16 protein-coding genes are annotated in these 22,159 nt (G+C 47.7%); 4 read left to right on the plus strand and 12 right to left on the minus strand.

The window, feature by feature from the left end; genetic code table 11:
• Positions 1-133 precede the first annotated feature (133 nt).
• Positions 134-1,687, plus strand: a complete 1,554-nt coding sequence (locus HMPREF0670_RS06390) for a thiol-activated cytolysin family protein (protein WP_009230331.1) — start codon at positions 134-136, stop codon at positions 1,685-1,687.
• 325 nt (positions 1,688-2,012) lie between these two features.
• Here the strand turns inward: HMPREF0670_RS06390 and HMPREF0670_RS06395 are convergent, their stop codons facing one another.
• The gene (locus HMPREF0670_RS06395) at positions 2,013-2,582 is read right to left on the minus strand and encodes an HD domain-containing protein (protein WP_009230332.1); all 570 of its coding nucleotides are present in this window, start codon (positions 2,580-2,582) and stop codon (positions 2,013-2,015) included.
• 182 nt (positions 2,583-2,764) lie between these two features.
• Here HMPREF0670_RS06395 and frr point away from each other — a divergent pair, with 182 nt between their 5' ends.
• Together frr and rsgA are read left to right on the plus strand one after the other, a co-directional pair.
• The gene (frr, locus tag HMPREF0670_RS06400) at positions 2,765-3,325 is read left to right on the plus strand and encodes a ribosome recycling factor (protein WP_009230334.1); all 561 of its coding nucleotides are present in this window, start codon (positions 2,765-2,767) and stop codon (positions 3,323-3,325) included.
• Positions 3,326-3,347: 22 nt separating this feature from the next.
• A complete protein-coding gene (gene rsgA / locus HMPREF0670_RS06405) occupies positions 3,348-4,280 on the plus strand; it encodes a ribosome small subunit-dependent GTPase A (protein ID WP_009230335.1) in 933 nt (310 codons plus the stop codon).
• A 328-nt stretch (positions 4,281-4,608) separates the two neighbouring features.
• Here the strand turns inward: rsgA and mnmA are convergent, their stop codons facing one another.
• From mnmA to HMPREF0670_RS06460, 11 genes are all read right to left on the minus strand, one after another.
• Positions 4,609-5,685 carry a tRNA 2-thiouridine(34) synthase MnmA gene (mnmA, locus tag HMPREF0670_RS06410; protein ID WP_044077776.1) on the minus strand — a complete coding sequence of 359 codons (1,077 nt, stop codon included), beginning with the start codon at positions 5,683-5,685 and terminating at the stop codon, positions 4,609-4,611.
• Positions 5,686-7,058: 1,373 nt separating this feature from the next.
• Positions 7,059-7,340 carry a GNAT family N-acetyltransferase gene (locus HMPREF0670_RS06415; protein ID WP_009230337.1) on the minus strand — a complete coding sequence of 94 codons (282 nt, stop codon included), beginning with the start codon at positions 7,338-7,340 and terminating at the stop codon, positions 7,059-7,061.
• 111 nt (positions 7,341-7,451) lie between these two features.
• Positions 7,452-10,856 carry a transcription-repair coupling factor gene (gene mfd / locus HMPREF0670_RS06420; protein WP_009230338.1) on the minus strand — a complete coding sequence of 1,135 codons (3,405 nt, stop codon included), beginning with the start codon at positions 10,854-10,856 and terminating at the stop codon, positions 7,452-7,454.
• 244 nt (positions 10,857-11,100) lie between these two features.
• A complete protein-coding gene (locus HMPREF0670_RS06425; protein ID WP_009230339.1) occupies positions 11,101-11,850 on the minus strand; it encodes a polyprenol monophosphomannose synthase in 750 nt (249 codons plus the stop codon).
• Between the two features lie 95 nt (positions 11,851-11,945).
• Complete coding sequence (locus tag HMPREF0670_RS06430) at positions 11,946-12,704, minus strand: lysophospholipid acyltransferase family protein (RefSeq protein ID WP_009230340.1); 759 nt, start codon at positions 12,702-12,704, stop codon at positions 11,946-11,948.
• Positions 12,705-13,060: 356 nt separating this feature from the next.
• Positions 13,061-14,242 carry a metallophosphoesterase gene (locus tag HMPREF0670_RS06435; protein WP_044077777.1) on the minus strand — a complete coding sequence of 394 codons (1,182 nt, stop codon included), beginning with the start codon at positions 14,240-14,242 and terminating at the stop codon, positions 13,061-13,063.
• Positions 14,243-14,277: 35 nt separating this feature from the next.
• On the minus strand, positions 14,278-15,072 hold the full coding sequence (locus HMPREF0670_RS06440; RefSeq protein ID WP_009230342.1) for a vitamin B12 dependent-methionine synthase activation domain-containing protein: 795 nt from the start codon (positions 15,070-15,072) through the stop codon (positions 14,278-14,280).
• A 299-nt stretch (positions 15,073-15,371) separates the two neighbouring features.
• Positions 15,372-16,700 carry a dihydroorotase gene (locus tag HMPREF0670_RS06445; RefSeq protein ID WP_009230343.1) on the minus strand — a complete coding sequence of 443 codons (1,329 nt, stop codon included), beginning with the start codon at positions 16,698-16,700 and terminating at the stop codon, positions 15,372-15,374.
• Positions 16,697-17,479, minus strand: a complete 783-nt coding sequence (locus HMPREF0670_RS06450; RefSeq protein ID WP_009230344.1) for a DUF4369 domain-containing protein — start codon at positions 17,477-17,479, stop codon at positions 16,697-16,699. The genes HMPREF0670_RS06445 and HMPREF0670_RS06450 overlap by 4 nt, the downstream gene beginning before the upstream one ends.
• 181 nt (positions 17,480-17,660) lie before the next feature.
• Positions 17,661-18,074 (minus strand): hypothetical protein, encoded by a 414-nt coding sequence (locus tag HMPREF0670_RS06455; protein ID WP_044077778.1) that lies wholly within the window; start codon positions 18,072-18,074, stop codon positions 17,661-17,663.
• Positions 18,058-18,396, minus strand: a complete 339-nt coding sequence (locus HMPREF0670_RS06460; RefSeq protein ID WP_009230346.1) for an FtsB family cell division protein — start codon at positions 18,394-18,396, stop codon at positions 18,058-18,060. The genes HMPREF0670_RS06455 and HMPREF0670_RS06460 overlap by 17 nt, the downstream gene beginning before the upstream one ends.
• Positions 18,397-18,739: 343 nt before the next feature.
• Between HMPREF0670_RS06460 and HMPREF0670_RS06465 the strand changes: the two genes are divergently transcribed.
• Positions 18,740-20,566, plus strand: a complete 1,827-nt coding sequence (locus HMPREF0670_RS06465; RefSeq protein WP_009230348.1) for a DNA polymerase III subunit gamma/tau — start codon at positions 18,740-18,742, stop codon at positions 20,564-20,566.
• Positions 20,567-22,159: the final 1,593 nt, after the last annotated feature.

Consider the following 22,159-nt stretch of genomic DNA (forward strand, 5'->3'; position numbering starts at 1 on the left):
AGATGCAACTGTAAACGTTAAATAACTATAATTCAAATGCCGTTTGGTGCAAGATTTACCGAAAAGCTTGATTAATAAGGGCAAGTGTAGTAAAACATTTAATTAGAGAATAGTAACTAATATCAAAACAAAAATGAAGAAACTAACATTAAGAAAAGAACTGACGATTGCACTTTCAGTCCTAGTATGTGCCTGTGGCAATGACAAAGACGGGGATTTGGGAACAAACACAGGGAATGGAACTTTCCCAACGGAGATTAACTCGTATGTAAATACCATGCCATCGGTAAAACAGATGGAACCTTTCTCGGAAAGAAAAGTGGGCGATGCCAAACCTGCATCCCTCGGATATGCCTTTGCTGATACAAGAGGAACCTCGGCCAAGGAATACTACGAACAAGCGAAAGAGTTTGAAGAACAACTGCTCTTCTCGGACGATAAGAACGTTTTCTATCCTGGTGCGCTGCTGCGGGCGAAGAGTGTTGTTGATGGAGAATACGATCCCATCGAGGCAGACCGCGCTCCAATCATGCTTTCTACCGACCTTCCTGGTAGTTCCGACCCCACTATCAAAATAGAAAACCCCTCGCTTTCGGGCGTAAGAAAGGGAATTAACGAACTGCTTAGCCGTAAATTCAACGCTCCGGCGGCTAACCTCACCTATTCTATCGAGGAGGTTTACGACAAAGCGCACCTTAAAATGGCTATGGGTGGCAACTACAAAGGTGCTGCCAACACCGTTGAGGCAAGTGCGGGTTTCAGCTTTGAGAAGGAAAAGAACCGCTTTTTGGTGAAAGTGCAGCAGGTGTTCTATGAATTGAGCATCGACTTGCCCAAGAATCCATCGGACTTCTTTGCCAAGGAGTTTGATTATAAGAAGGAGTTTGGCAAAGAAAAGCCCCTGTTCGTCTCTTCCATCAAATATGGTCGCATCTTGCTTTTGGGCATCGAGACAAATATGACGAAGAAAGAGGCAGAGGCTAAGCTGCAAGCATCTGTGCTGGGCGGAAAGATTGGCGCCAATGCAGAGGCTGCCTACAACGACTTGCTTAAAGAATCTACCATCAAGGGACGTGTTTTGGGTGGCGATGCCAAACTGGGTTCGTTGGCCGCCATCAGCTTGGAGGACGTGAAGAAGTTCATCAGCGAAGGCGCTCGACTGAGTACTGAAAACCCTGGCGCACCAATTGCTTACAAATTAAAGGAACTTGGAACGAACCGCACATTTAAAACGGTAATCTATTCTAAGTACACCAAGAACGATCCCTACGCTGGCGAGTTCTCGAGTGTCGGTTTCGAACTTGTTGTTCAAGATGATTTGAAGTCGTTAGCAGGCAAAAAACTCAATGCAGGCAGGGGTTATGTGCAGTTTGGTACCGACCCTAAGCAACAAGCAGAGTTTCATTTCGACTATTGGAGTAGGTATGCACATTACAATATTCCTAGCTATAAAAGTGGTGAAAAGATTTTTGTGGTGTTCAAAAGAGAAAGGGAAAACGATGGATTTAAGAAAGAATATACCTTTGAAGTTCCCTTGTTCGAGACGCTGGTAAGAGAAGGTAAGAGACTGGGCCATGGAGAAATTAAGAAACTTTACGATACAGAGAAGAACCCTTTGAAGTTGCGCGACACGCAAGGAGAGGTAACAATGACCTTTGGTATAGAGAAATTGAAGTTTCATAAGTAATTTTATGTTTGTATTAGGCTGCCGATAAGGTGTCGGCAGCCTACAAAGAGCAGAATGAAAGACGATAAAACCAACGGCATAGGGTATGAGGAAACCTCACCTTTGCCAATGGTTAGGCATTCGGTTGCCGTTTCTCTTTAAGAAAGAACCCTGCATCATGCGGGGTTCTTTTCTTTTTACATTCTTGTTTTTGATAGTTTCTTTTAAACTTTATCGTGTTTGAAAATAGGGGTAAAGGCTACGAGTTTTGCGGTGTAGCCCAAACGTTTGTTTCCCTATTCGTCCACGAAAGACACTGAGCCAATAGCATTTCAAACGCCAAAGGTTATGTCGTAGGGAGCACTATTGGCGGTTCTCCAAACCTTTTCACCCACGCGCGGAAACGCTCTAGTCCATCTTCGCCAAACTTGGCGAGGCTCTTTTCGGCCTGTTCCACCGTTTTTTGGCGGTCGAGTTTGGTCTTGCTGAAAAACTTATCGGCATAGCAAATCAGCTGTTCTTCGAGCGTTTCGGGCAAGAAATCTTGTAAGGGAAGGGGCAAATGTTGCGTTTCGATGGCCTCGCGAGTGATGCCTGCGCCCGTATGCCGTTCGCAAACGCGGGCATGGCGCGGCATTCCTTCGGCTCGCAGCATCTCTGCGCCTTGTCGTCCGTGGGCGATATAAGGTTCCGTTCCACAGCAATGGATTGACGGAGCATCGCAACGCACAATGCCGATGTCGTGCAACATGGCCGCCTCTTCAACAAATTGGAGGTCGAGGCACTGTTCGGGCAGCCGTTTAGCCAAGGCCAAAGCCAAGTCGGCCACACTTCGGCTGTGGGTTATTAGGATGTGTCGCAGCTCGTTGTCGTGCGGATAATATTTGTCGATAACAGCTTGATAACCTGTTTGCATATTCTGTTTCGGTCTTAAATTTCTTTTTAAACGCGCGCTGTCCATATATATTGTACGCGCGCATTAAAATCAAGTGTAACTCCATAAAACGCGTGCTTAACCACTTTTTTGCGCCAAACAATTTGGGTTATTGGCGATAATTCTCTAAATTTGTGCATTAAAACAATTAAGAACTAAGTATTATGATAGACGTAAAGGAAGCATTGCAAGATGCGCAAGACCGCATGGAGATGGCGGCGATGTATCTTGAAGAGCAATTGTCGCGCGTTCGTGCAGGTAGAGCAAACGTGGCAATACTCGATGGTGTGCGTGTTGAATCGTACGGCATGACCGTTCCACTGAACCAAGTGGCCAACGTTTCGGCACCCGATGCGCGTACCATCGCCATCAAACCTTTTGATAAAAAGGCCATCCGCGATATTGAAAAGGCCATCATGGACAGCGATGTGGGCATCACGCCAGAGAACAACGGCGAGGTAATTCGCCTAGGAATACCGCAGCCTACCGAAGAGCGGCGCAGGGAATTGACCAAACAATGCAACAAGATTGGCGAGAAATCCAAGATTGAAGTGCGCAACGTGCGTGCCGAAATAAAGGATAAACTGAAGAAGGCCATCAAGGACGGACTGTCTGAAGACAACGAAAAAGACGCCGAAGAGAAACTCCAAAAGCTACACGACAAGTTCATTAAGAAGATTGACGAACTGCTTGAAGCGAAGAATAAGGAGATAATGACGGTTTAAAACACCGCGCCAAAGGCACAACATGCAAGGACTGGTAATAAAGAATACGGGCAGTTGGTACACGGTGAAAACCGACGACGGCCGAATTGTAGACAGCAAGATAAAGGGCAGTTTCAGGCTTAAAGGCATACGCAGCACATCGCCTGTGGCTGTGGGCGACCGCGTGCAGCTTGTAACCAACCAAGAGGGAACGGCCTTTATCTCGGCTATCCACGACCGTAAGAACTACATTATACGCAAGTCGTCGAACCTTTCAAAACAAAGTCACATCCTTGCCGCGAACATCGACCAGGCTTTGCTCATCGTAACCGTTAACCGGCCACAGACTTCCACGACCTTTATCGACCGCTTTTTGGCCTCGGCCGAGGCCTATCGAATACCAGTTGTGTTGGTTTTTAACAAGACTGACCTGCTCGACGACGACGAAATGCGCTACCAACAGATGGTGATGAACCTCTACGAGACGGTTGGTTACCACTGTTTGGCCATTTCGGCCGAGACGGGAGCAGGTGTAGACGAGGTGCGGGCCTTGCTTAAAGGCCGCATTTCGCTTTTAAGTGGCAACAGTGGGGTGGGGAAGTCCACCCTAATTAACCGCCTTTTACCCACAGCGAACCTGCGAACAGCCGAGATTTCGAACGCCCACAACGCAGGAATGCACACCACCACGTTCAGCGAAATGTTGGAGTTGCCTGAGGGTGGATGGGTAATCGACACGCCGGGCATCAAAGGTTTCGGCACGTTCGACATCGAACGCAACGAACTAAGCAGCTATTTTAAGGAGATATTCGAGTTTTCAAAAGGTTGTCGTTTTAACAACTGCACGCATACGCACGAGCCTGGTTGCGCTGTGTTGCAGGCCTTAAACGACCATTACATCGCCCAAAGCCGCTACCAATCGTACCTTAGCATGCTTGATGATAAGGACGAAAGCAAGTATAGGGAGGCGTATTAAAGCCTCACCCCCAGCCCCTCCTTGACAGAGAAAAAGCCTCACCCCCAGCCCCTCTCCAAGGGGAGAGGGGAGTGATATGCCTTGCTGTTTCAGCACTTGTATGGTTACAGGCTCATTAAATTAAAGGCTCTTAACCTCACGAACCTTAGTTCTCTTAACCGCACGTGTCCTAGTTCTCATACCCTCACGAACTCTAGTTCTCATAACTTCACGAACCTTAGTCCTCATAACCTCACGAACCCAAGTTCTCTTAACCGCACATCCTCGCGAACTTAAAAGGCTTTCGGTGCAAAAACACACGAACTTACAAACTCACAAGCTTATAAACTCACCATGCTATTTCTGCCGAGCCAAAGCAGCGATGGTGTTCTTTATCGTATATAACGCAGAACTGGCCAGGCGCAACGCCTTGCATGGGTTCTTCCGCATGAACGATATAGCCCCCATCGGGTAGCGGTTCTAGTTGTGCGCGATGATATTCGGGCGTGTGCCTAATCTTAAATGTAACGTCAAGACCATCGAGTGGAGCCGTCAGCTGGTGCAAGTGGTGCACCTTAAAGTCTTTCTTATAAGCCGTGGCAGGTTCGTAACCCTTACTTACGAACAGCACATTGCGTTCCACATCCTTTTTAACCGCATACCACGGACCACCGCCAAAGCCCAGTCCGTGACGCTGACCAATGGTGTGAAACCACAGTCCGCGGTGCATGCCGATCTTCTTTTCCGTTTCCAGTTCCAACACTTCGCCAGGTTTTTCGCCAAGAAAGCGGCGGATGTACTCATTGTAGTTAATCTTGCCAAGAAAACAAATGCCTTGGCTGTCTTTACGTTTGGCATTGATAAGATGTTCGCGTTCGGCAATCTCTCTTACCTCGCCCTTTTGATAGTGACCAATGGGGAAGAGGGCTTTTCGCAGTTGCCAATCGTATATTTGTGCAAGGAAATCGGTTTGGTCTTTCACTGGGTCGGGACTGGTAACCAGCCATTTCTTACCGTCAATCCATTCCGTTTGGGCATAATGTCCCGTTGCGATGAGGTCGTATTCGTGTCCGCGTTTCTCATGAAATGCGCCAAACTTAATCAGTCTGTTGCACATTACGTCGGGATTGGGTGTAAATCCCGCCTTCACTTTGTCCATGGTGTAGCGTGTAACTTGCTCCCAATACTCCTTATGGCAGTCAACCACCTCCAATTTGCACCCGAAACGTTTGGCCACAGCCGTAGCCATCTCCAAGTCTTCTTCGGATGCGCAATCCCATTCCTCCGTTTCTTCGGGGCCAATTTTGATGTAAAAGCAATCGGGGTGCAGTCCAAGTCGGTTAAACTCGTACACCACCACCGAACTGTCTACCCCTCCCGAGAGTAGCACGGCAATCTTTTTTCCCTGCAATTCGTCGATATTCATGGTTGCAAAGATAGCTAAAAAATGGCGTATTGCCAGCCTTCGGGTGTATGTTTAACGCAGTTTTGCCTGCTCACAAGTACCCTAACGAGGGGCTGCATTGGGAAAACATATACGAAGTGCAGCACAAATCAACTCCCTAACTTATAAACTCTAAAACCCAGCAGCTCCCGAATATATCACCCCATCAACTCAAAAACTTATCAACTCACAACCTCACAAGCTCACAACCTTATCAACTCATCACCTCAAACACACACCAACTCAAACACACGCCAACTCAAACACTCACGAAACTCATCAACTCACAACCTCAAACACATCAACTCACAACCTTAAAGTCTTAGATTTTATTTTACAATCCTGCTCTAAATTTTTCTCCGTTCTAGCGAGAATATAGGTTAAAAAGTGGTCAAATTGCCACTATTTCTAGTCTTCTACGTCTATTGTTTTGTCTAGATTAAAGAAAAGAACCTGCATTTTGCACCATTTTGCCTTTCTAGTTTGGTTGCCAGCTCATTATTTTTTACGCCCAATAACTCACTTTTTAGCCCCTAAATCCCACTTTTTAACGGCAATTTTGCCCTATTTAGCCATGTTTTTGACGGATTTAAAAGGTTTTGTTTATACCATTGCTGTGTATATTTATGCTTTTCGTATTGCATTTAGCAGCATTTTGCACTGCGTTTAGCACCAAAATACACTGCGTTTAGCACCAAAATACACTGCGTTTTGCACCAAAATACACTGCGTTTTGCACCAAAACGCCTTGCGTTTAGCATCAAAACGTACGGTGTTTAGCACCAAAACGCACCACATTTAGCAGCAAACGGCCTTAAATGTGGTGTAGATGGCGGTTGCTTTAAATAAAAATTCATTTTGTTGCATTCACAGACTACCCCCTTTTTACATCAAAACAAACCTTCGCGAGAATCGATTTTTTGCGGCAAGATGAGCGGTTGGCCGACAGAAAGGGCACTTTTAGTGTTAAATTTCTTGCTGAAAAGATTACAGTGATTGGCGAGTTAACGAGTGGACAGGTGAACAAGTTGACGAGTTAACCAGTTGACAAGTTAACGAGTGGATAGGTGAATGAGTTAATTGTTCTTTTTTCGTTCCCCTAAAAGTGCGTTTTCTCGCCATGACAATGTTCGAGCAAGCTCGACGTTGTTCATTTGGCTTGACGAAAACGTTGTTACAAGTTTGCTTACGATGCACCCTATGGCTTTCCATATCTAATTTTGTTTGGTTATAAGATGGTAATAGAATTTGTGCAAACTACCGCAAAACGGTTGGTCCGTTTTGCGGTAGTTTGCACCATGTATCCCTCTGTAGGGCATGTCCATTAAAGAAAGCCGCTGTATAGAATGTAGGGACTAGCCCTTAACATCGTTGTACTTATCGCTCCGCGCAAACTGCACGGTGACAAAAGAACATACGTCTTTTATCTTCTTGTTGTTCTTACGGGCATAATCGGCAGCGGCATCAAGCAGTATTTTGCCAATGCCCTTACCCTTATGTTCGGGCGAAACCACGGTGTGCACGATGGCAAAGTGGTCGGCATCCACCCATTCGTAGCTGATGTAACCCAGTTTTTCTTCGCCTTCGAAGACCACAAACTCGCCGTTCTGCTCGTTGTTGGTGTGGTTGATTGTCATTGTTTCTATCCTCCTAAAAATTTATTGGCACCACGAAAGCATGCCGTAGTTGTTGTTTATTGTGCGCATACGCCCTATATATATATAAGGTGTAGCGGCATTAGTGCAAGCCTACCCCAGCTTGGGCGCAGGCTTATTCTCGATGGCGCGCAACACTTTAACGGCATCGCCAACCGTTGGCACGGCCGAAACATGCATCATTCGGCGGCCCTTTATCTCCTTCAAGTCGCAACGGCGTGGATTATTGGCGATGTAAGTCAGCACGTTGTCGAAAGCCTTCGACCGATAGTAAGCGCTGTTGGGGTTGCTAACAAACTGCATGAGCATGCGCCCTTGTTTAAGCATTATCTTCTCGCAGCCTAATCGTTTGCCTATTCGTCGCAAAGCCACCACTTGCATCAACTCTTCGCCCTGCGGTGGAACAGGACCGAACCTGTCCACAAGCCTACTGCGATAGGCATCCAATTCGTCGTCGCTCTCAATGTTGTCTAGTTCGCGATAAAGCAACATTCGTTCGCTGCTACCTGGCACGTAGTTGTCGGGGAAATACATTTCAAGGTCGCTTTCCAAGGCGCAATCTTCCACAAATTGGTCGCCTCCCACCTCTTCTCCTTGCTCAATACTCTCCGCATATAGGTCGGCAAACTCGTCATTACGCAGTTCGGTAACGGCTTGCGACAGAATTTTCTGGTACGTTTCGTAGCCCAAGTCTTCCATAAAGCCACTCTGTTCGGCTCCAAGCAGATTGCCTGCCCCACGAATATCAAGGTCTTGCATGGCGATGTTAAAGCCGCTGCCTAAGTCGGAGAACGTTTCGAGGGCCTCCAGTCGACGTCGGGCGTCGGGCGTTAAGGCCGAAAGGGGTGGTGCCAGCAGGTAACAGAAGGCCTTACGGTTGCTCCTGCCCACGCGTCCACGCATTTGATGCAGGTCGCTTAGTCCCACTTTGTGGGCATGGTTCACGATAATGGTGTTGGCATTGGATATGTCGATGCCGTTTTCGATAATCGAAGTGGAGAGCAACACATCGTATTCGTGGTTCATAAAGTCGATAAGCGCGTTCTCCAAGTCTTCTGGTTTCATCTGTCCATGCGCTATAACCACACGGCAATCGGGCACATGCTTGCGTATGATGTTGGCCAATTCGGGGAGATTTGCTATTCGGTCGTTCACAAAATACACCTGTCCGTTGCGGCTCATCTCGAAGTTTATGGCCTCGGCAACGAATGCGCCGTCGAATGTTGCTATCTCTGTGTGTATGGGATGGCGGTTTGGAGGTGGCGTTCGCATTACGCTCATGTCGCGCGCACCCATCAATGAAAACTGCAACGTGCGCGGAATGGGCGTGGCCGACATGGTGAGCGTGTCGACATTGGTTTTAAGTGTGCGCAGCTTTTCTTTGGTAGACACGCCGAACTTTTGCTCTTCGTCGATGATAAGCAGTCCCAAGTCGTGCCATTTTACGGTCTTTCCAATAAGCTTGTGCGTGCCAATGATGATGTCTATCTTGCCTGCGGCGAGGTCGTCTAGCACTTGTCGGGTTTGTTTTGCCGAACGAGCGCGCGACAAATAGTCGACCCTTACGGGCAAATTCTCTAATCGTTTGCTGAAAGTCTTGAAATGTTGGAAGGCCAAAACCGTTGTTGGCACCATCACGGCCACCTGTTTAGAGTCGCATGCGGCCTTAAACGCGGCGCGTATGGCCACTTCGGTTTTGCCAAAACCCACATCGCCGCACACCAGGCGGTCCATTGGGCGGGCGCGTTCCATGTCGGCCTTCACCTCGGTTGTGGCTTTTAGCTGGTCGGGCGTGTCTTCGTAAAGGAAACTTGCTTCCAGTTCGTGCTGCATAAACGAGTCGTGACTGAAAGCAAACCCGCGTTCGGTGCGCCGCTTGGCATAAAGCTTTATCAAATCGCGGGCAATATCCTTGATACGTTTCTTGGTTTTTTCTTTCAAACGTTCCCAAGCTCCCGTTCCTAGTGTAGAGAGCCTTGGCTGTTCGGTGGCCGTACCTTTACGATAGCGCGAAATCTTGTATAACGAATGGATGGAAACGTCTACCTTATCGTTGTTTTGGTAAACGATGCGTATCATCTCTTGATACGAGTTGCCTGTGGGCACGCGAACTAACCCGCCAAACTTGCCAATACCGAAGTCTACATGCACGATGAAGTCGCCCGGTTCCATCTCTTGTAACTCTTTCATTGTTAACGCTAGCTTGCCAGCACGCGCACGTTCGCTTTTGAGATTGTATTTGTGGAAACGATCGAATATCTGGTGATCGGTGAAAAAGCAGATGCGAAGGTCGTTATCCACATATCCTGCATGCAAAGTAAAGTCGCCTGCCGACTCCATTTTTAGTGGTGCAGCCGACTTTTGCTCGGCTGTAAGGATGTCGCGAAGGCGTTCTTGTTGTTTCTTACTGTCGGCCAAAAGCACCAATCGGTAGCCTTGCAGCTGATAGTCTTCGAGTGTTTGGCGCAGCAAGTCGAAGTTTTTATGAAACAGGGGCTGTGCCGAAAAGTGGAAAGCAATGGTGGCTTGAACCTCGTCTGACGGCTTACTACCAATGTAAATGTGCCTAAATGCGGCGGCATCGTGGGCAAATTGGCTAGCGGTGAGCAGCTGCAACTCTTTTTGCATGGCGGCCCGTATCTGCTGTTGTTCCACCTCGGTGGCACCATCTAGCTGCGCCTCCAATGCTTGATGGGCAAAGCCCTCATCGTAAATGCGCGCTATTGTGTCGCGAACGTAGCCGAAATCTTTCATCACGAGCAGGGCATCGGGAGGCAAAAGCGTTAGGAACGACACCTTTTCGTTGGACTGCCGCGCTAGTTCGGGTACAATTTCAACGGCTTGCCGTTTGTCTTTCGACAGCTGATTTTCTACATCAAAGGTGCGAATGGTGTCGATTTCGTCGCCAAAAAAGTCGATGCGGAAAGGCAATTCGTGGCTGTATGAGTAGATGTCTACAATGCTACCGCGTACGGCGAACTGCCCAGGTTCGTACACATAGTCCACTTCGCGGAAGTCGAAAGCCCGCAAAGTCTTCACCATTTGCACGACATCTATGGTCTGTCCCACGCTTAACCGCAACGTACGTTCGTCTAACCGCTGCTTTGAAACAACCAATTCGCTCAAAGCATCGGGCGCACAAACCACGTAAGTGGCCCTTTCGGCAGCAAGTCGAGCCAACACTTCGGTGCGCAAAATCTCGTTGGCAGCATCGCGTTGTCCGTATTTTACGGCGCGTCTGTACGATGAAGGGAAGAACAAAACATCGTTCTGCCCCATCAGTTGCACCAAGTCTTGATAGAAATAGCCTGCCTCGTCAGCGTCTTGCAACACGAAAAGGGTGGTTTTAGGACGGCGTTGCGCCATGCCCGAAAAGAAAACAGGCGCAGTGGAGGCAACCATCCCTTGGAGAAAGATGCGGCTAATGGCTGCATCGGCAAGGAATTTGTCGAGTGCGGCAGCCTGCGGTTGTCCTGAATATATTTGTTGGAGGTTCATCGACATGTGAGGTTGTGCGTGTTTTGAGTTCCTAAGTTCTTGTGTTTATGAGTTTACGAGTTGCTTAACTTGTTAGTTAACGTTCTGCTGTTATACGATTGGTTTGAGGACTTAAAGGGCTAAGAACTGACGAACAAAGTAACTCGTAACCTTAGAACTCCATAAACGATAAGCTTATTATGCCATGAAAAGGAGTGGAAACCACAGGGGCTTTCCACTCCTTTCCATCCGCATACGAATTTGTTCATTGTGTAATTTTGGGATACTTTCGTGTCCATCCGTCGAGTCTTAACCGCATAACGCCGAAGAAAGCCTCGCCGAAAATGCCGCCACTCATCTTGCTTGTTCCCTCGCGGCGGTTGACAAATATCACCGGAACTTCTTTTATCTTGAAACCAATCTTGTAAGCGGTGTACTTCATTTCGATTTGGAAACCATATCCCTTGAAACGCACTTCATCGAGCGGGATGGTTTGAAGTACGCGCCGGCGATAACACTTAAAGCCGGCCGTGGTATCGTGCACTGTGAACCCTGTTACGAAACGCACATACTTCGATGCGAAGTAACTCATCAGCACGCGCCCAATGGGCCAATTCACAACGTTTACACCACTAACATAACGCGAACCAATGGCAACATCGTAGCCTTCGTCGTGGCATGCTGCGTATAGGCGAGGCAAGTCGGCAGGGTCGTGACTGAAGTCAGCATCCATTTCGAAGACATACTCGTAATCGTGTTGCAAAGCCCACTTGAAACCCGTGATGTAAGCCGTTCCCAACCCTAATTTGCCCTTACGTTCGAGCATAAACAGGCGGTCGGCAAACTCTTCGTCAATCAATCTGCGCACGATAGCCGCCGTTCCGTCGGGACTTCCGTCGTCGATAACAAGGATGTGGAAACATTTTTCGAGTGCAAAGACGGCCCGAATTATCTTCTCGATGTTCTCTTTTTCGTTGTATGTGGGGATGATAACGATGCTGTCGCTTGTGTTCATGCCGTGTAACTGTGTTGGTTCTACTTATGCAAAGGTAAGGCTATTTCTCAGAAGTGCAATGCCATACGTGCGTATTTTTGACTGATTGTGCGCGATTATTGGTCGGGATTGGCCTCAAATCCCTGATATTCGGGAACAAGCGACCCCATAATCACTCGGTAACTCTGTTCTTCTAAGAATTTCATATTGTCTGTTCCCTGTCCGATTGGCATTATCGGAGCGTGTATGGTGAGCCTCAATCGGTGCCAACGCGCCCATTTAAGGTCGCGTGTTCGTGGCATAACATCGAACGAGCCGTTGATGGTTACAGGCACGATGGGCAGCTGTAACTCGTCGGCCAGCATAAAAGCACCGCGCCTAAACACGCCCATGTGCCCCGTAAAGGTGCGTGCTCCTTCGGGAAAAATAACCAACGACATACCGTTATGCAAGGTTTGTCGGGCTTGGTCGATAGACTTCTTTATCTTTGCGGCACTTCGTTTGTCCACAAAAATATGGTGAGCCGCCTCGCATGCCTTACCTACGAGTGGTATTTTGCGCAGCGATTGTTTCATCATCCATTTGAAGTTGCGCCCTAAAAAGCCGTAAATCATAAAGATGTCGAACGCCCCTTGGTGGTTAGCAGCAAACACATACGACTGCCCACGCTGCAAATGTTCGCGTCCTTCTACCTTAATTGGCAGAAACAAGATGCGGATAATAAACCACGACCAACATTTTCCTGGGTAATAACCCCAGAAGTGTCCGTTACCAATGAGGCATCCCACGATGGTAACGAGGGCTGTTAGCACTGTGGCCAACACTATTAGGGGGATGGCCACAAACAATTGGTAGATGCGATAGAGAATTGTCATTGTTGTTTATTATTGACGAGAAACATTGCCTCACTCCCCAATTCTTCTCCTAGTGGAGCAGGGAGTAAATGGCCTTGCTGATTGATTTTTTATAATCGTTCGCATTGATCAGTTTACGAGTTTACAAGAATATTTGCAACAAAGCATTGGCTTAAAAGGTGAAAGAGAGAAAAGGTGAAAGGGTGAAAAGATGGCTAACGCCCACAAAGATGCGTATGGCTTCTAAATATCCTCGTTTCTCTTGCGTGCCTAGTTTCCCTAGATCTCCTAGATTTCCTAGTTTCCTTAGGATTCTGGTTGACGAAACTCGCAAAGCATTTGGCTTAACTCCTTAACTCCTCAAAGCACTCCTTTTACTACTTCTCAGCCACATTACCGCGCCGCAAGGTGATGACCACAACTTCGGGTGGAACACCAAATCGGAAAGGAACAACACCGCCCAAGCCTGATGAAACGAAGAGTGAGCGTTGTCCTTGGGTATATAATCCCTTGTCTTGCTTAAAGCTAATGCTAGTGGGACGAAGTCCGAAAAGACTTATTTGACCGCCATGAGTATGCCCCGACAGGGTTAGCTGCACATGACTATGCGGCAAGATGTTGCGTTCCCAGGCTGAAGGGTCGTGTTGTAGCATCACAACGAAAGTGCCTTTGCCCACACCTTTAAGTGCTTTGGACAAGTCGGCACGCGAAGGGAACGGCGGTCTACCATCGTTTTCGGTCCCCGCAATCACGATGGAGTCGGCTCTGCGGCGCACTACACGATGCTCGTTAAGCAGCAAATCCCATCCAAACTGCCGCTGGCGCGCAACCATTTCGCGCTCGTTAGCAACCTTTATGGCCTCAGGGCCATTGAAATACATGCTGTAATCGTGGTTGCCCAATACAGAAAACATGCCATCGCGGGCGTTCAGGCGACTTAATTGCTCGCGAAAAGGATAGAGTTCTGCGGGTTGTACGTTCTGTAAATCGCCCGTAAACACGATAGCATCGGCGTGTTGGGCCATGATTGTATCGACTGCTCGCTCCAAAAAGTGGGCGCGACTGCCTACGAAACTGCCCACATGAGCATCGGTAAACTGCACAATACGGTAGCCATCGAAGGTCTCAGGCAGGTCGGGCGAATAAATTTCCACGTGGTTTACGTTCAGTTTGTTGGCTCCGAAAAGCCATCCGTAAGCCAAAACATAGATGCAGAACAGCGCCAAGAGGTAGCCAACGGCCTTTCCCCAGTTGGTGGTTGAGTGGCGTAAGCGTGCAAACACGCGCCCAACAACGGCACAACTCACATAAACAAACTTGGGAACGACCAACAATCCCAAACAAATGAGGTAGACGTTGAGCATCTCTACACTGTCGGGGACGAAGTTTTTGGAACCCGCCATCACAATGGTAAACACCACCATGCCTAGGCTAAGTACCCATCTAAGTACGCGCAAAGGCCATTTTGCCTTGCGTTTGCTTTTCCAATTGCGCCGTTCGATGTAGAGATCGGGCAAGAGGATGGCTAACAATAGAGGTATAAGTATTCTTGAAATCACTTGCTAAATGTTGTGTTATTACGCCCTTGTTGCACTTATTGCACAAACTTTTTAATCATGTATAGCGGCACACCGCGTCGCTTTGCGTAGTCGGCTAGCTGGTCTTCGCCAATCTTTCCCAGGTCGAAATACTTCGATTGAGGATGCGCGAACATCAAACCCGACACGCTAGCATGGGGTTGCATCATGCCTGTGGGCGTGAGATGTATGCCAATAGAGCCCATGTTGATAAGCTCGTTGAGCAGGAAATTGACGCTAGTATCGGGCAACGAGGGGTAGCCAATGGCCGGACGAATGCCTTGATAAGGCTCTTTAAGCAACTCTTGCGGCTCGAAATGCTCATCAGGAGCATAGCCCCAATAGTGTTTTCTCACTTCTTCGTGCATGCGTTCGGCTGTTGCCTCGGCTAGTCTTTCGCCCAAAACCTTGGCCATCATCTGCTTGTAGTCGTCGTTTTTGTAGTCGTATTCAATGCCTGCATCCACCGTCGTGGCGAATGCTCCCACCTTATCTTTAATGCCACTTGATAGCGGACGCACAAAGTCCGCAAGGCAAAGATTAGGTGCGCCCGTGCTTTTGGGTTTCTGTTGGCGTAGCAGAGGCAGGCGCTTGTCGCCCAAAAGAAGGTCGTCGCCGTCGCTATTGGCATCGAAAAGTTCGAATACGGCATGCGTACTGTATCGCGTTTCCATTGCGTCGAGCATCTCTTCGGCGTCTTTTCGCAGCTTCTCTTTCTCGTCGGTTGGCTTTCCACTCATGCCCCATGTGTGGAAAAAGTACAGCCAACTGATGTAGGGACGTATGTCGTGGACTTTATATTTTAGTATCATTCTGTTCTTTTGAGGGGTTCTTTTTGAGGAGTTAAGGAGTTCTTTTTGAGGAGTTAAGGAGTTAAGGAGTTATGGAGTTAAGCCAAATGCTTTTAAACTTTGAGGAGTTAAGGAGTGAAGCCAAATGTTTAGGTGGTGTTAGGCTAATAGGATAATTCTGACCAGTCTGACTTGTCCGAAAGCTAGAAAGAACTAGAAACCTAGAAACCGCTAGACACCTTTAAAGGCGCTAGCCATCTTTTCACCCTTTCACCTTTTCACTCTTTCACCCTTTCACCTTTCCTTTCTTTTCACCATTATCAATGGCAGAAAGCCACCTCTTCGCCACGATATTGTGCATCGAACGTGCCGTCTTCATCGAGCAATAAGTGTCCGTTGCAGATGGTTTGCACCACTCGCCAACGGAACTTTTCGCCCTCCATCGGACTCCATTGGCACTTACTTTGCACACAATCCTTCGTCACTGTCCACGGTTCGCCACGGCGTACGATGGTTAAGTCGGCCTTATAGCCGGGCTTAATAAAGCCTCGTTTGCTAACAGCGAACAAGCGTGCAGGCGCATGGCACATCAGTTCAACCATCCTTTCTATCGTAAGCACGCCCTTTTCGCAAAGTTCGAGCATGGCAGGCAGCGAGAATTGCACCATCGGCATGCCCGATGCAGCCTTCGCACAGCCGCCAATCTTGTCCGAAACGAGATGTGGAGCGTGGTCGGTTGCAACCACCGAGATGCGCCCATCGGTCAAAGCCGCACGCAAAGCATCGCGGTCGGCAATGGTCTTTACGGCTGGGTTGCATTTGATTTGTGTGCCACGAGTGCGATAATCGGCATCGCAGAACCACAAATGAGCAATTACCGCCTCGGCCGTGATACGCGGATTATGGCCGAAGAGCGACAGTTCGCGTGCTGTTGTGAGGTGTGCCACGTGCAGTTGCGCCCCGTATTTGGTGGCCAACTCCACAGCTAAGGCCGACGAATGGTAGCAAGCCTCGGCACTCCTTATTGCAGGATGGTGCTCCACGCCTGGGTCGTCGCCATACAATCGCTTAGCCTCGGCCATATTTTGGTTTATGAGTTGCGTATCTTCGCAATGCGTCATGATGGGCAAAGGTGCGTTTTCAAAGATGTTTTCAAGCGTTTCGAGCCTGTCAACAAGCATGTTTCCTGTGCTAGCACCCATAAAAAGCTTAATGCCCGGCACGCGTTTGGTGTCTAAACGCTCAAAAAGATGGGCGTTTTGGTTGGTGGCTCCAAAGAAAAAGCTATAATTAACGTGGCTCTTGCCCTGCGCAAGTTTCAGTTTTTGGTTCAGTGCGTCGAGCGTTGTGGTTTGCGGAAGGGTGTTAGGCATCTCGAAAAACGTGGTCACACCACCATATGCGGCAGCGCGACTCTCGCTTTCGAGGTCGGCTTTGGCCGTTAAACCCGGTTCGCGAAAGTGCACATGGTCGTCTATCACGCCGGGCATAACCACACAACCCTCGGCATTCAGCCGCAGGTCGAAGTGTCCTTCGGGCACGGCCTCGCCTTCGGTTACGCTTGCTATCAGGTCGTTTTCAAGGGTTAGGCAGCCTTTAAAGCTCCGCCCCTCGTTCACAATCGTTGCGCCGTAAATAAGGGTTTTCATTCTTTTGTGGGCTGGGCCAAGTCGTTTGGCGTGGGTGCAGGCGCAGCTTGCGGCGTAACAGCTGGCGCAGGCATGGGCACGTCTTTCATTCCGTTCATTATCTGTTGGTTTTCTTGCGCCTTAGCGTAATAGTCCTTCACATAAGCATCGTTCTTAAACTTATCGGTGGCTTTGCTCATGATGTCTTCTATCCAAGGGGTAAGTTCGGGATAGTCGTACCCGATAGTAACCATGAAAAACACGCCCGGACCTAACACGTTGTCGAAGTTTTCGCACACGAACGATGTGATAAGCTTGTCTTCAAGCCCCGACAAACGTTCGGCCTCGCTGTTCAAACGGGCGTTCACTACGTCCATATTGCTGCCGTTCATAATGGCTTGGTCGTGCTTATGCACCAATTCTTGTTCTTGGTTTTTCAGCTGGTTGTACTTATTAAAGAACTTAAACAGCTTGTCGTTAAGGGGCGTTCCCGACACGTTTTGCTGTGCATCGTCTAGTTTTACGATGATGTCGCCGCTTTCAAGCACCAAGGGCAACACACTTTCTTCGTCCATAAAGATATTGGCGATGCGTACAGAGTCTAACGATCCAGAGAATCCGAACTTGCCGTGCACAACGTCGCACGAGTCTAACTTTTTAAATTCGTTGTCTTTCAGTACTTTCAGGTATAACTTTCGGCCATCGAGGGTAGATATGTTTGAAGTACCTTCGATATTGTAGCTGCTACCGCACGAGGTGAGCAACGCCAACGCGAACAATGTATATAGAACTTTATTCATAAGTTGATTGTTTCTGTCTTGTCACACAAAGATAATACGCTTTTGCGGGCTATCGAATTATTTTCATGCTATTTAATCCAAACAAACCCCCTTTTAAGTATTTTTTAAGAAAAGTGTTAGTTGTTGAAAGCCTGCGCACCGCAGGCGCGTATATATAAAAGGTGTAGCCGCATGTCAGGGCCTATTGCCTTTTGTCTTTCTTCATTTCGTGGTCTATGCGGTGCATGGTGTATATTTCCAAAAGGGCTGCAATGAGCAAAAGCACCACCCACTTGTTGTACAAATAGTCTACATAAGCGATGGAACTGTCGAAAAGTGGACGGAAAAACATGTAGGCCGTGTCTATCATCAGTATGCCGGCGAGCATAAAGAAGATGTTGGCCACAGCTTGAATACGTTTCAAGCGGCGCACCACAAAGTCGGTTCCTTCGTAAGTTTGCATGGATTGCATGAGGCAAAACAGCGTTGCTCCCACGAGGTAGAGCCAACATACCGCCTGTTGTTGCCACATAAATGCAAAGCATCCCGCACCAATCACCATCAGCGCACCACCAACGGCGTAGAGGATGGATTGCAGTTTATTCAGTTGTTTCATCTTGTTGTTGTGTAGGTTTCTCGTCATCGCTCAGCACATAGATGTCTTCATCGTCGGCTTTCATAAAGTAGCGCTCACGCGCAATCTTCTCAATGGCCTTGGGGTCGCGTTTTAGTTGGCGAAGCCGTTCCGTGTCGGTGCTGTGGCGTTCGTTATATTCCTTTATTTGTTTTTTTAAGTCGCTTACCTGAATTTCGTACTCCAAACGGTGCATAAAGCTGTTATCGTCGAGAAAACCGACGATAAGCACGCCCACCACCACTACGATGAGGTAGCGATAATGGTTAAGCATTCTGCCCACTTCATTCCATTTGCTGTTCATTGGAGGCCTATTATCCGCTGCAAACTTACAACTTTTTTTTCAATCGCCATACACAACAAGCACACTTATTATGTAAATATTGCAAAAGTAAGTGTGTTTTAAGCCAAAGCACACGCTACATCTACGCTCTACGACTTTTTAGGACATGCCTTTAGATGGGCAAGCGATGCTGCACCATCAAAGCACAAAAAAGAGAGAAACAATAAAAAAGCATGAACCAAAAGAAAAGACAAAAATAATGCGTAACTTTGCACAACGGGGTACCAAACACCACACCCATACGGCGAGGGACAAGCCTCCCAACGCCAAACCCAACACATAAACGGAACACAATACAGCATTTATGGGAGAATATATCGTATCGGCGCGCAAATACCGACCCGTGTCTTTCGACTCGGTGGTGGGGCAATCGGCCCTTACCACCACGCTGAAAAACGCGGTTAAAAGCGGAAAGTTGGCGCACGCATACCTCTTTTGCGGTCCACGAGGGGTGGGTAAAACCACTTGCGCGCGCATTTTTGCCAAGGCCATTAACTGCCTTACGCCCACCGAAATGGGCGAGGCATGCAACCATTGCGAAAGCTGCCAGGCCTTTAACGACCAACGTTCGTACAACATCTTCGAGCTAGACGCGGCCAGCAACAACTCGGTTGAGAACATTAAGACGCTGATGGACCAAACGCGCATCCCTCCGCAGGTGGGAAAATATAAGGTTTTCATCATCGACGAGGTGCACATGCTTTCCACCGCAGCCTTTAATGCCTTCCTTAAAACACTGGAAGAACCGCCCGCACACGTCATTTTCATCTTGGCCACAACCGAGAAACACAAGATTTTGCCCACCATCCTGTCGCGTTGCCAAATTTACGACTTTGAACGGATGACCGTCCCTGGCATCATCGACCACCTTAAACGCGTGGCCGAGAACGAAGGAATTGCCTACGAAGAGGAGGCTTTGGCCGTAATTGCCGAGAAAGCAGACGGCGGAATGCGCGATGCGCTTTCCATCTTCGACCAAGCAGCTAGCTTTGCACAAGGCAACCTTACATACGACAGCGTTATTGCAGACCTTAACGTGCTGGATAGCGACAACTATTTCAGCATTATCGATTTGGCCGTGCAAAACAAGGTGAGCGACATCATGGTTTTGGTGAACGACATCATTGCCAAGGGCTTTGATGCGGGCAACCTTGTTAACGGATTGGCAACGCATGTGCGCAATGTGCTGATGGCAAAAGACGAAAGCACCCTGCCACTGCTGGAAGTTAGCGCACGCCAACGCGAACGCTTTAAGGAACAGGCGCAAAAATGCCCCACAAAGTTTCTTTATAAGGCCTTGCAGGTTATGAACCAATGCGACATTCACTATCGCGCAAGCAGCAACAAGCGCCTATTGGCCGAGCTTACGCTGATACAAGTGGCGCAAATAACGCAACCCGAAGACGAACCGGCCGCGGGGCGTAGCCCCAAGAGATTGAAATCCCTGTTCAGAAAACTTGCCACTCCCCAACCTAAACCGGCTCTACAGGTGGTCGGTGGGGACAAACCTTTGGTGCGCACAACCGTGGCAACGCGCACCGCAACGGCATTGGCCAACACCAACGAGGCGAAAACAACGCCCTATCCCACACAGCCTGCCGTTGAAACACCTAAGGCGAACGAGCCAGAAACAACGACACAACGAACGGCTATGCCCATCGGAAAGCTTAAATTGGGCAAGGTGGGCACGTCGTTTGCCGACCTTAAACGGGGTCCCGAAAAGGTTGGACAAGTTAAAGAAGACGAAATAACGAATAAAGAGGAGAACCATGTGTTCTCGCAAGAAGAGCTTGAACTGCAATGGATGGCGCTTTGTAACCGCATGCCGCAAGCCATGATTGCCATTGCAACGAGAATGAAGAACATGTCGCCGCGCATAACCCAATTTCCCAACATAGAAGTGCTGGCCGACAACGAGATTGTTTTGGAAGAGGTTAACAACATTAAGAAACGTATTGAGGGCGGATTGGCCAAGTATTTGCACAATGGGCAACTGCAACTTCACATCCGACTGGCCAAGGTTGAAGAGATGAAACGCATCCTTTCTAAAAAGGAAATATACGAAAACATGCTTAAAGCCAATCCCGCAATCGACAATCTGCGCGATGCGTTGGGGCTGGAATTGGCCTAAGCCCTAGCCATCGGCATCGCAAACGCGCCGTAACCAAACTTTCTTCTTACTGAAATCGGCTTGACTTTTAATGTTTCTAATAAGTTGAGAGGAGCTTATAATCTTTGTGCAGTAAAACCAAGATAAGTACCCTTATTCATATACAAAGTACTGCACAAAGATACGATACAATCTAAAATCTCGCCCCCTTTGTCTTTGGCAAAACGTGATTATGCCTCAAACCACGACCGAACGAAAAACATTCAATACCTTTCTCTACAAGTTGAAAACTAGCTGCCAATGGCGTGTCACTTCCACGTTTCCATGATATTGTCTCCATTGGCCGTGAGCAGCATGCCCTGCAACCGCTTGCCTTGGCAGTTGTAAACGTACGTGCTTTCCTTGGCCGTTGCCTATTTACGCGTATGCAGTACAACTATTTTGTCTAGTTTTCGGTAAGGAATTTAACATCATGAGTACCCTTTTCGTCCACCAATTGCCAACCTTGCCGAAAAAATCGATTCTCGCGAAGGTTGGTTTTGATGCAAAAAGAGGTTAGTTGTTAATGCCTGCAAAATGAATTTTTATTTAAAAGAAACGGCAATTGCACCAGTTATTGGGCTATTTGCAGCTAAATGTAGTGCATTTTGGTGCTAAACGCAGTGCAATATGCTGCTAAACGCAGTGCGTTTTGATGCTAAATGCAGTGCGTTTTGGTGCTAAATGCAAGGTAAAATGGTGCTAAATGCGGCACTAAATGCGACTAAATGCGAGCCAAAAAGCATAAAAACACACCGCAATGGTATAAATATAACCTCTTAGAGACATGAAATACATGGCTAAAAAGGGCAAAACAACCCCTAAAAAGTGGGATTTTGGGGGCTAAAAGCGGGTAATTGGCCATAAAAAATAATGAGCTGGCAAGCAAAATAGAAAGGCAATATGGTGCAAAATGCAGGTTCTTCTCTTGAATATTGACAAAAAGTAAGGTGTGAAAGACTAGAAATAGTAGCCATTTACCTACTTTTTAAGCCATTATTTCGCTAGAACGAAGTGAAAATTAGAGCCGTATTGTAAAAATAAAAATAATAATTTAACTTTTGGGGCGGATGCGTTTTTTACTGATGAGTATATGAGCTTGTGAAGCCGTGAGCGAATAAGTACAAAGTTCTAATCCTCAGGTTCTTATTTAATTCATATTCTAAAAATGCCACGCTTATGCTCATTCTTGCTTTTTAGTTCGCCCTTCACCATCCTTATGTTGAACCTACATGCCGATAAACACACGCCATATATCTATGGGGTCACACCCCAGTTTAAAGTTTATTCCATAGGCAGGTGCTAAAAATTACCTTTGCTGTATTTTTAGCTTTTAGCTGAGCAGATTTTGCTTACTTCTTGAAAGAGCATAGTGAACTATGCTTTCTGAAAGAGAAAGCAAAAGATGCCAGATAAAAGCAAAAAGACAGTGAAGAGTAATACAAGGAACATCAATTGAGCCTTTTCGGGGAATTTTTAGAACATGCCATAGGCAGGTGCTAAAAATTACCTTTGCTGTATTTTTTAGCTTTTAGCTGAGCAGATTTTGCTTACTTCTTGAAAGAGCATAGTGAA

This window comes from Prevotella sp. oral taxon 317 str. F0108 (genome assembly GCF_000162415.1).
In the GTDB taxonomy this organism is placed as follows: domain Bacteria; phylum Bacteroidota; class Bacteroidia; order Bacteroidales; family Bacteroidaceae; genus Prevotella; species Prevotella conceptionensis.